At 37.3% G+C, this 11,495-nt stretch carries 10 protein-coding genes and 1 pseudogene; 9 read left to right on the top strand and 2 right to left on the bottom strand.

The genetic code is table 11. The features are described from left to right. Positions 1–204: 204 nt before the first annotated feature. Positions 205–1,024: pseudogene (locus AB1471_RS13460) on the bottom strand (Tn3 family transposase). A 420-nt stretch (positions 1,025–1,444) separates the two neighbouring features. On the opposite strand from AB1471_RS13460, the gene AB1471_RS13455 reads away from it, so the two are divergent. The 5 genes from AB1471_RS13455 to AB1471_RS13435 all read left to right on the top strand — a co-directional run bounded on the left by AB1471_RS13455 (position 1,445) and on the right by AB1471_RS13435 (position 5,459). Then, positions 1,445–1,978, top strand: a complete 534-nt coding sequence (locus AB1471_RS13455; RefSeq protein ID WP_367780287.1) for a hypothetical protein — start codon at positions 1,445–1,447, stop codon at positions 1,976–1,978. A 229-nt stretch (positions 1,979–2,207) separates the two neighbouring features. Continuing rightward, positions 2,208–2,447, top strand: a complete 240-nt coding sequence (locus AB1471_RS13450; protein WP_367780286.1) for a hypothetical protein — start codon at positions 2,208–2,210, stop codon at positions 2,445–2,447. A gap of 565 nt (positions 2,448–3,012) precedes the next feature. Then, complete coding sequence (locus AB1471_RS13445; protein ID WP_367780285.1) at positions 3,013–3,822, top strand: hypothetical protein; 810 nt, start codon at positions 3,013–3,015, stop codon at positions 3,820–3,822. Positions 3,823–4,367: 545 nt separating this feature from the next. Further along, positions 4,368–5,105 (top strand): hypothetical protein, encoded by a 738-nt coding sequence (locus AB1471_RS13440; protein ID WP_367780284.1) that lies wholly within the window; start codon positions 4,368–4,370, stop codon positions 5,103–5,105. Positions 5,106–5,330: 225 nt separating this feature from the next. Further along, on the top strand, positions 5,331–5,459 hold the full coding sequence (locus AB1471_RS13435; protein WP_367780283.1) for a helix-turn-helix domain-containing protein: 129 nt from the start codon (positions 5,331–5,333) through the stop codon (positions 5,457–5,459). 470 nt (positions 5,460–5,929) lie between these two features. Here AB1471_RS13435 and AB1471_RS13425 read toward each other — a convergent pair whose 3' ends face one another. After that, on the bottom strand, positions 5,930–6,433 hold the full coding sequence (locus AB1471_RS13425; RefSeq protein WP_367780282.1) for a GNAT family N-acetyltransferase: 504 nt from the start codon (positions 6,431–6,433) through the stop codon (positions 5,930–5,932). Between the two features lie 449 nt (positions 6,434–6,882). On the opposite strand from AB1471_RS13425, the gene AB1471_RS13420 reads away from it, so the two are divergent. The 4 genes from AB1471_RS13420 to AB1471_RS13405 all read left to right on the top strand — a co-directional run bounded on the left by AB1471_RS13420 (position 6,883) and on the right by AB1471_RS13405 (position 11,488). Next, complete coding sequence (locus AB1471_RS13420; protein WP_367780281.1) at positions 6,883–7,521, top strand: hypothetical protein; 639 nt, start codon at positions 6,883–6,885, stop codon at positions 7,519–7,521. 236 nt (positions 7,522–7,757) lie between these two features. Next, positions 7,758–8,717 (top strand): hypothetical protein, encoded by a 960-nt coding sequence (locus tag AB1471_RS13415; protein ID WP_367780280.1) that lies wholly within the window; start codon positions 7,758–7,760, stop codon positions 8,715–8,717. Between the two features lie 508 nt (positions 8,718–9,225). Beyond that, positions 9,226–10,500 carry an ABC transporter substrate-binding protein gene (locus AB1471_RS13410; RefSeq protein ID WP_367780279.1) on the top strand — a complete coding sequence of 425 codons (1,275 nt, stop codon included), beginning with the start codon at positions 9,226–9,228 and terminating at the stop codon, positions 10,498–10,500. Between the two features lie 76 nt (positions 10,501–10,576). Further along, positions 10,577–11,488 (top strand): carbohydrate ABC transporter permease, encoded by a 912-nt coding sequence (locus AB1471_RS13405; protein ID WP_367780278.1) that lies wholly within the window; start codon positions 10,577–10,579, stop codon positions 11,486–11,488. Positions 11,489–11,495 lie beyond the last annotated feature (7 nt).

Genomic DNA, 11,495 nt, shown 5'->3' with positions numbered 1-11,495 from the left:
AGGATTTTGATAGCCTGTTTTTATTTGGGTCTTATCGGCTTGTCATTACTCCTTAGATACCGAAATTTAAGAAGGATTGAAGGGAAGCACCTCGAATTGGTAGGCGGGGTGTTTTTTGTTTGCCATAAATGGGGTATCGTCAGGAAAATGCGAATTTACAACGTTAAGCACATTTTCTAGATGATACCCCCATTTTTAACAACGTTAAGAAAGCTTTAATGGTCTTAAAGAATCTACTGAGACAATTTTTTCTGAATTAAAATGGTATTCTCCCAGTAAGTTTATATGTTCCCATCCCAAAGGAGACATATGATGTAACAAGTCCTCATTAAAATCCCCTAAATCTTTTTTGTATTCCATTGCTTTTGTCAGATGTAGAGTATTCCATACACTAATGGCATTGAGCACTAGCTCTTTGTAGTTGATGCTGTATAGTTCGTTCCCGAAGTTCTCCTTGTTTCCCAAAGAAAATAGCTCTTGCGAGTCCATTCATGGCTTCTCCTTTATTTAAGCCTTTTTGAATCTTTCTTCTTAAAGATTCACTAGTAAGGTAATTAAGAATAAAAATAGTCTTTTCGATCCTTCCCATTTCACGTAAAGCTGTGGCTAAAATGTTTTGCCTAGAGTAGGAGCCTAGTTTTCCCATAATAAGTGATGCGGAGACAGTTCCTTCTCTTATAGAATGAGCTAATCGCAAAACATCTTCATAATTTTCTTTAATAATCTTTATATTTATTTGGCCACGTAAAATGGACTCTAATTTTGGATACTCGCTTGCCTTTTCTAATGTAAAAAGCTTTGAATCTGACAAATCTCTTATTCTTGGTGCAAATTTAAAACCTAATAGGTGAGTTAATCCGAAAATTTGATCTGTATAGCCAGCTGTGTCAGTGAAATGCTCTTCTATATTTAAGTCGGTCTCATGATGCAATAAACCATCTAGAACATGAATAGCATCCCTTGAATTGGTATGAATGATTTTTGTGTAATAAGATGAAAACTGGTCGCTAGTAAATCGGTAGATTGTTGTACCTTTTCCGGTTCCGTACTGTCCTCAAACTTTAAGATTATCGATACGAACAGGTTTGAAGTTTACAAAAAAACATTTCCAAACTGATTACCAAATCTCTTTACAATAATGTTTGTTCTTTGCATAACTCTATTTTAACCTTTTAAGGGAATTTACTTTGCGGTCTATAGCAAGAACCCAGTCACTAAGCCTAAAGGGGCAAGCTGATACCTTTGATCTGTACGATACAAAGAAATACAGCATTAAGGAGATCACGGAAAAAACAGGTGTATCAAAGCCTAAACTGTATCAAGAATTGAGGAAACGCAAGTCTAAAGAGAATGACTCAAAATTCATAATGTTGGTTCTTCTTGGGATTGCTGCTATTTATGTTATTATCAGTTTTTACTTATTAACAAGAGGGAGAGAATGACCATGAAAAAAATTAATATTCTTATCGCTTTATTGCTATCTTTGCTATTAGGCGCATGTGGTTCAGAAGAATCGACGAAAGAAGAAGTACCAGGGTATTCAATTGTTCAAGAAGACGAATATAACAACGGTACGTTTGAATATTGGGTTATACCCGATGGAATTTTCACAATTGATGAAAGTGGAATCGAATTAATATCAGAAGAATTGATAGATAAAGAGAATAAAACGGAAAAAAACGTGGTTATTTTCTTTATTGATGATGAAAGGCAAATTGGAAACGGTTATAACATGTCTAGATTAAATTACATTGATAAAAATTATGAATATACACATAAGTCTCCCGTAGCAATGTCAGAAGAAGACTATCCGACAGCGGAACAATTAGACATTTATTTCCGTTGGATCGAAATTTTTTATGATGTAGAACCTGGAGAGTTGAAAGAAGAAGATGACGTTACGCAAGAAGTGGCTGACGAGTTTGGTATAAGTTTTGAAGAATCGAATGAAGTATACCTCAAGGGGAGTCGAAGATAGCTATACAAGCGTGTTGCACTCGATAAATGAGTTACAACACGTTTTTTTATTTACAAAAACATTCAACTATTGCAAGTGTTCTTCTTGCGAAATCATAGAAGACCTAACGAACGTAGTGAGTCCATGTTCTAACAACCATTTCTGCACTCACAACAGCACCAGGATTCACCCTGTGGCCTTTGCCATTCGTCTGCAACAAACACCACTTGAAGGGATGTGACAAACGACTATGAACAAACTCATCAACGCTATGAACAAACTAAGCAGCATCACCGACACCCTCTTGATCATCATTGTGCTGTATTTTCTATGGTGGAGGCATTATGTTCCAGAGGGAACTGTCAAAGAAACCATCTATTTTATTATCATTGTGGTTTCGATTCTGCTTTCTGTTGCAGCTGCTATTACTCTTTCAGGTAAAATAAAGGAACTACGTGAGCGAATCAAGCAGCGAAAACAACGGCAATGATTCACCCTGGTTTCACATATTGTTCACTGGCGTTTCGCCCACCGTTCACATGATCTATAGGGTTCTGGTGCAAGAATCGTTCTGGTAGAAACATGGAACCATATAACCGATTCTAGTGACCATTTTGGATCTTCTCTCTAATGTTAAACATAAGGAATTGGCGGAAATGTTAGGTGTATCGGTATTTAGAATTGATTCCTTTAAGAGCTAGTTAAAAAGTTTGTACTGGTTGTCGCCCTTATATTATGGGGGGGTTGTTTTTTTTATGACTGATAGTTTAGGAGATTTATGATGGATATTCGTATTATAAGTGTTTTTATATCTGCTGCTGTGGTTACTGTTGAGGGGAGATTTAGAGAATGTTTCTAAATTTTGCGAGTTTTAACGTAGAGGAACAGTTAGCTACTTTTGGAACTGTTCTTGGTTATTTAGTTGTTGAATCTGATGAAATTTGAAGATTTCAATTTGGTTAGTATATTTTATTGGTGAGAGTATGTGATAGGTTTTATTACTGTTGCAATTTTTGTTTTTATAATTAAATTCATACATAGGAAGTGCATTTTGATTGAAAATACTAATAGGTTTTTGTTTAATTTTAGCTCCTTTGGTTATTTTAGGTTTACTTCATTCTCCATTATTTAGTTGGGCTCTAGGGTCTGTTGATTCCTGGATTGCGTTTTGGGGTAGTTATTTGGGAGCGCTAATTGGTGCTGGAATAGTTTATTTTGTGACTAATAAACAAGTACAGGCTCAACGTGAACTTCACAGTAAAGAATTAGAGGCTCAAGTTGAGCTTTTAAGAAAGCAAATAGAGGCTGAGCGTGAGACTCAACTAGACCTTCTAAAAGACGAGCATAATAATGCATTGAAAAGGGATATGAGACAATTTTATTTTCGTAATCAAGTTGAAAAAATTGAGGGGTTTTATGACTTGATAGATGAACTAGTGCTCTCAACAAATAAATGTTTAAATGATTTTTTTTATGTTGTTAAATTGAGTGATATTTATTATAAATCAAGAGGCGGATCTGAATCTGAACAGTTAGTACTGAAAATAGAGGAATTGCAGTTAAAAGCAAGTGATTGGTATGATATTTTGAATAGTGTAGTTTTTAAAATGAGGAGTTTACAGTTATCTGTTGAAAATACTGGATCTACTGTAAATGATATAGGAAATGAAATTAACAATTTAATTAAAGAAATTAAAACTTGTTACGGAGATCGTGATTCTTTACTTAGATATACTAAGCCCGATACACAACCGTTGAGTAAAACCCAGGACAGTATTACAGATTTTCTCAGTAAATTAAGGAATGTTTTACAACCGCAATTAAACGCCAAAATAAAAGAAATGAAAACAATGAGTGAGCAGTAACCTTGTTATTTTTATGGTGAAAAGTTTCAATACCCTTTACTATTGAGGATTACATAAAAGGGTTCTGGTGCAAAAACAATTTAATAGAGACATAGATCAAAGAAAGAAAAGCAACGCAGAGATACGGATAGAAAGAGTGAACAACGTAATTCTGTGACTCGCTCAGCGTATTTAGAAGAACAATCAAATGTTACGGACAATAAATTGTGGTTGTTACAAAAGGCATTAGAACGAAACCCCGAGGCTAAAACAAGAAACTTGGCTGAGATGCTGGGCGTTTCTATGAGAAGAGTACAGCAACTTAAGAAAGAGTTATAAAAAAGCTAAATGGTTGTCTGCTTATATTATGGGCGTTAGCCTGCGTGCTCGTGTGTGTTCGTTGAAGCGAAGGTTTTTACTTGGTGTTTTATATTTGTTTTTAGAGGGCCTAGTCCACAGCGGGAGGCGTATATATGGCTTAGTGGTAGTATTTCACAGTGATTTTAGGCTGTTTTCTATGTTACTCTTATTTCTCATTACATATAGACATCTAGGAGGATACATACATGGGAGCAATAATATGGGCTATTGGGCTTGCTGTACTTATTTTTGGTATTATGAAGTTTAGAAAGGCAAAGAAAGCGAATGAACCAACGAATAAGAAGCCAATTTTGATTGGTGCGGCTCTTTTGTTACTGGGGATGATCTTAAATCCTTCTAACGACTCTAAAGAGGTTGCGGAAGCTGAGGATACTAGCGAAGAAACAGCGGACGTTGAGGAAGAACCTGCTGACGAGCCGAAAGAGGAAGCTACAGAGCCTGAACCAGCTGAGGAAGAGTCTAATGATGACTCAGAGGTAGCAATGCAAGTTTATAAGGATGATGTTAAATCCTTCGTACAAGTCGTGCTTGATAGTTACGATAGCATTTGGGAAGAAACATGGACGAAACCGTGGGAAGATGTTGGTAACGGGGTTATTGGTGAATCAGAATTAATGGAAAGTATGGACGAATTGTACGAGCAGTATGAAGAGGTTATTGTCGATCTATCTGATTTCAATAAGCATAACGATTTTGAAAAAGATCAACAAAAAAACTTTGATTTATTTGTTGAGCATATGACGGAGGCTCTTTTCAGAAGGCAAAGTGCATCAACTATGATTTGGCTAGCGTTAGATGATAATAGATTTGATGAGAGAACAATGGAACTATCTATTGATCTTATAGGAGAAGGTGACGCTGAATTAATTAAGTCTTTAGCGTACTGGACAGATATTAAAATGCATTTCGATGATTTAGATTAATATTAGAGCATCCTTCGGGGTGCTTTTTTCTTTCACCCTTTCAAAATCAAAGCCTCTCACAGATTTAAATTTTATCAGTGATCATATTCACACAACCACAGCACAAGGGAAATTCTTCTTTACTGTGATGGCAGGATTCGCCTGGAGGCTGACTTAATCAGAGAACGGACCAAAGCAGGGTTAGAATCTGCAAGAGCGAGAGGTCGAAAGGGTGGACGTCCTGCTATGAACCAAGAGAAGATTGATCATGCTTTTGCTCTTTACGATAAAGGTAAGTACAGCATCAAGGAGATAACAGAACGTACAGACGTATCAAAGGCGAAGCTATACAAAGAATTGAAGAATAGAGTATAAGCCACTGAGAAGCACCGAGAGGCACTATAAGAATGTGAGTCATTGATAGGTACTGAGAGGCTGTGTATGTCGTGTGTTACTCTCTGTGAACCTTGTATTACTATGGGTGAATGGTGTATTACTTCATGCCTTATACGAGCGTATCATGTAGCACCTTATAGATTGTGATAATCATACATAGTCGTGCGGTTAGGGTCGTGATAGTGCCTATAGTATACATCGTGGTGCAGTATAGAGGCTATGCACATGGTGAAAAAAAGACAACATCACCGACAGGTGGAGTCTGCCCGAAATGAAGTTACATTCATCCATCAGTTGTTTGTAATTGCATCATGAATGGTCAATAGAAATAAAACAGTAGCTCTATGTCTCTATCAAAATGTGTTTGCACCAGAACCCTTTTTCGTAATGCCTAGTTTTCTTCCAATTCTCTAAAGGATCACCTTATGTCCAGTCATCGTATCGCGCCTCTATGTAATGGAATACACATACACATCTTGACCTAAACACACAATTTCCTTTTCTATTTTCATTCCAATATTATTAGCTACTTGGCGAGAAGCCAAATTCCTAGGCTGAATCAATGAAATAAATCTTTGTTTACCGAATCGACGAATTCCATGATCCAGAAGAGCTTTCGCTGCCTCTGTTGCATAACCCTGCCCCCAATGTTTACGAGCAATCCAATACCCTATTTCCATTTCCTCCACTCCGTCAATGGTCTGTGGAACGAGACCAGCATGCCCAATTGGAATGTTGTCATATTTCCTCACTAGAACCATCAATCCCCTATCAGAACCGCTTTCGTATGTAGTATAAATCCGGTCCAAAAAAATTTTTGCGCCATTTCGATCTCTTATCTGTCCATTCCCAATAAATCGAACCATTTCAGGGTCTGACAACAAAGAAACAATAAACTCGAAATCTTTATCATTGTATGGGCGAAATAACAGTCTTTCGGAATGCAGTTTCATACTCAATCATCCTTTCCACGTCGGAGTCCTATTACACAATCCTACCATGTGAAGTTGAAGAGAGAAAATTAAACAATACGCCTATTAATCAATCAAATATTGTACTCAAAGAAGCTCTAGTTTTTTCTTCACGTATCAAAAAACAGTGGAGCATGAAGATGGTGGCTGTACGCATGGGAGTGATAATTGAATAATGTAGAGATTTTTTTACAGAGGATTGTCATTCAAAATGCTGAAACAAGATTTTAATGAATTTTTTTAGTCTTTCTGGACTGGTGGACAGGATATAGTATCGTTTGACTCATGGTTTGATCCTGTAAACCGCATGTTTTAAGCAAAGAAAGCGCGTTTACAAAATAAAAACAGTAGTGCATATTACCATTGTAGGTGATAAATGGATAATTATTTCAATATAATGAAGAAAAAGAAAAACTAGGAGGGATTAACTGATGAGTATGATTTTGAAAAGAAAAAGTGTGTTAAGTCTATTTTCAGCGTTGATAATACTAGTGTCGGTTTTTTCATTTAATATGAATACGAAGGCAGTGACCGGTACGGAGGCATTACCCGATTTATCTAACTTTGAGAATGTAGATCTTTCTGCAACATTTAATCTCACTGAAGGCGGTATGCAGGAAGAAATGATTTATGATGAAGACGGTGAATATGTAGGGGCGATAGAAATTGAAATAGTGGATATGGTGGATGTTGCTGGTAATCCGATTGAAATCCCACATGGAGGGACGTTTAGAGTTCCAGAGGGAGCAACGACATATAAGGTTAGTGTTTATGCTGGTGTTGGTCCAGATCTATGGTTGGAGTACGAAGTAACAGTTTGGAATTTTATTAACGGTGCTCCTCTTTATATCATCGATGCAGGTAATGAATCTGCGCACGTTGATGATCCCTATTTTGGTCAAATAGAAGAAGAGTCATTGAAGATTATGAATCCTATAGAAGATGGCAGCAATGTAGCTTGGACAAGATATAATCTTCAGTTGACTAGTGGTATGGACATTTGGCTGGACACAAGAGCGTATTATGGCAATATAACTACTAGTATGTGCTTCACTGATTTGTGCCCGTAATGCTTTTGAGAACCATCGCGACATAGAAAACAGTTACGATCTTTTTTATAATTTTTGATTGTGACAGATTTGACTATGGATCTCGTTCTTCTGTATTTGATTACCAAGTGGAATAATTATCAGAGACATAATGAGAGATTACTGATAGCAAGTAACAATCAGGATAAAAAAGAGGGAGGGGAAGAAATGAGAAAAGCAAAGAGTTTACTTGTTAGTTTTTTTCGATTGCAGGATTATTGTTAACTGTACTTATTCCAAATAGTGTGAGTGCAGAGGAATTAGGGGAACTACGAGTTAGTTCAAAAGATTTCTATGTTGAAGGTGGGGAATTGAAAGAGATTTATAACGTTAATAAAGCACTGCTTCCACCATTAGATGAATTAATCCCTTGGGACGCTTATCTTTCTAATTCACTTCCTAGTAATACATATGATTTTCCTGCATTAGAAACATTAGAGCCGATTGATTATTTAGCATTAGTATTTGATGTAAATGGCAGGGAAATGACGGCTGAACAGCTATATCTTCATGCTCCAGATGCTGATTTATATGTTTTCAAAACTTCTCCAGACGATGATGGAATGATTATGCAGCTTAGTCGTGATGAAATGGAAAGATATACCCCTGGCGCTCAACGTATTTACCCTGCATTTGGGGAGAAAGATATAGAAGTACGTTATTATAAAGATCACCCCATTGTTGATGATCAGGCGAAAGTTCAATTTGTGGGATATTGGGAAATACTAGGATCTACTGTATCGGATAACACTGGTCGTAGAATTGTTAGAACCTACACTTCGAGTAGTGGTGTAGATAAAACAAGTGCATTAGAATTGGCTGCAACAGTAGGGGTTTCAGTAGGCTTAGAAGTAGGTCCTGATTGGGGGAAACTTAGAACAGAATTAAGTCTTGCGTTATCTGGAGCGATTGGTTACTCAAACACTATTTCGGAATATGACGAAGTTAGTACTGCTCACTATTTTGGGCTTGACGTTCCTAATGGAATTCCTTATATAGGCGGAGTATACCAGTTGAAAGGTGAGTATTTAGTAAAAGACCCTGGTCCTGATCTAAAAATAAGGTTGGACTTTTTAAACACCTACGGGGACTTCCCCGCCAAATTAAAACCTGATTTTTACTATGATAATGATCATTATAGACAGATACAAGCAGATTATAAAGAACCAGAAGCGTGATGATCACGGAAAGGAAAGACGAGTATGAATCCATACTCGTCTTTTTTTGTGTCTATAAGCGGTTGAAACAGTTCGGGTGCAAAAACTTCTAAATCAATCTCTAAATCTTTGTGTCTCTAGGTCTCTCTCAAATATTCTATTACTGTTTTTGTTTGTGTTTCTTTGTCATGTTTCTATGATTTGGAAAATCACACAGGTATTTTGAGTTTTTCTTCTGTTAGTGACCGAGCTTTTAAATAAGTCCTTCGGAAATCCCCTCTACAATTTCATATTCAAGCTAATGTTTTTGTCAAAAAATAATTTACTCCTGACTTCCCTAGTTGTATTAGCCCACAAGGAAATCGATTACCTTTTAAACTTACAATATTCATTGATTTCTGAACATTTTAAGTTATAATAGATTATAAGTAAGCGTTTACATTGTCGTTTTCGATAAAAATCATTTATTTTTTTGGCTGTTTAGGAAATCGGTTACTTTTAAATATTTCCAAATATAAGGGGGATCAACATGAAAAAATTTTTTGGTTCTATTGTAGTTTCGGCAGCTGTTATTGGGTTGATGGGATGCTCAGGAGAAGGGTCTTCAGAGGAAGGATCTTCGGGGGACGGTGATGCACTTGATTTTTGGATATTTGGGGCAACGAACTACGAAGACCTGGCAGACCAGTACATGGAAGAAAATCCAGATGTGAAAATCAATGTGAACTTCATAGAAATGGAAGATATGCATGACAACTTGTTCACGTCGGTATCCACGAACACAGGTGCGCCAGATATCACGATGATTGAAGTGAGCCAAATTTCTCGATTTTTAGATGCACAAGATCGTTTTTATAATTTGTATGATTTTGGTGCAGAAGATGTTAAAGGAGATTATCTTGACTGGAAATGGAATCTTGCAGAAAGTACAGATGGTGATTATTTAATGGGACTGCCTACTGATATCGGTCCAGCGGTTATGTATTACAGAAAAGATGTGTTTGAAGAAGCGGGGTTACCTTCGGAGCCAGAAGAAGTGCAGCCACTTGTAAGTGATTGGGAAGGCTTTAAGCAAATAGCTGAAGAAATACACGAAAAAACAGGAAAAGTCATGGTGGACACACCTGAGACACTTTTTGCTGCGATTAGAGATCAAGCACCTGAACAATATTTCAATACAGAAGATGAATTGATCATTGATGAATCTCCATACGTGAGAGAAGCATATGACGCTACGGTTGAAATGATTCAAGATGGGCTCGTTGGACAAAATTCTATGTGGACACCAGAGTGGGGAACGGACATGGCTGAAGGGAATTACGGAGCCTTGCTTGCACCATCTTGGATGGTAGCAAGCATTAAAGGAAATGCGCCTGACGCAGATGGTAAATGGGGAATTGTGCATACGCCAGAGCAAGCTGGGAACTGGGGAGGTTCATATATTTCCATTCCAAAAGAATCTGATCAGCCAGAAGAAGCCTATGAATTTATCGAATGGCTCGTTGCACCTGAAAGACAGCTTCAGTCGTTTAATGATAGTGGAATGTTCCCATCGGCTCCAGCCGTTTATACAGAAGAAGAATTCTTAAACACGTCAGATGAATACTTTGGTGGACAAAACACAGCGGAGATCTTTGCAGAATCGGCGGAAACAATAGAGCCTATATACATGGGTAAAAATTATGCGCTCGTACATGAAGAATTGATGACAGCATTGACCAATGTCGCGATTGAGGGAAATGATCCAGACGCAGAATGGGATGCTGCTCTTGAACGAATCCAGTCACAGCTTGAACGTCAGTAAGGGGTTGAATAGAGATCAATGGGCTTGCCTTTTAAGCTTTCATTGATCTCATCTTTCTTAGATGGGAGAGAAAGCGATGCGAAGCGTCGAGGTGCATTCACCTAAAAGAAGGTGGACGGAGAAAAGAAAAGAATCATTAGCGGGGTATATATTTGTTTCGCCATTTTTTATCTTGTTTGCGATTTTCGGTTTGTTTCCAATGTTATTTAGTTTTTATTTAGGTTTTCAGAAGTGGAATGGTTTAGGTGAAATGGAGTATGTAGGATTTCAAAATTTTGTCTTCGTTATGAAAGATCCTGTTTTTTGGAAAGCTCTTTCCAATACGATTATTATAGGTGTATTAGGTACAGTGCCACAGCTAATTGTAGGGATTTTTCTTGCCTTCGCATTAAATTCAGCTCTTGTGAAGTTTCAAAGTGCCTTTCGAGCGGCATTTTTTCTGCCTTATGTTACGTCTACCGTTGCCGTTGCGATCATTTTTGGTGTGATTTTTAGCAATCAAGATTTTGGTCTTGCGAATGTATTTATTAATGCAATTGGTCTAGACGGAGTGAATTGGCAAACGAACGAATGGGGTGTAAAAATTGCGATCGCAGTGATGGTTTTTTGGCGTTGGTTAGGGTATAACACCATTATTTATCTAGCTGGCATGCAAGGGATACCAAATGACCTTTATGAAGCAGCAACCATCGATGGTGCGACCGTATGGCAAAAAATACGGTTTATTACGATCCCGATGTTAAAACCGATTATTATTTTCACTGTGTTTTTGTCAACGATCGGATCGCTCCAATTGTTCACAGAACCGTTGGTGTTCTTGGGAGGTTCGATGAGAGAAGAAGGAATAACAGTTGTCCTTTATTTATGGAGAGAAGCATTTTCTAATATGGCATTTGGTACAGCTTCCGCTTCGGCGATTATTCTATTTTTCATCATTATTATATTTGCTACGGTGAACTCGTTACTCGTCAACAAATTATCCAAATAAGGGGGGA

The organism is Jeotgalibacillus marinus (assembly GCF_040801915.1).
Taxonomy (GTDB): domain Bacteria; phylum Bacillota; class Bacilli; order Bacillales; family Jeotgalibacillaceae; genus Jeotgalibacillus; species Jeotgalibacillus marinus.
The sequence above is the reverse complement of the archived record's forward strand: the minus strand, read 5'-3'. Positions and strand labels throughout refer to the sequence as shown.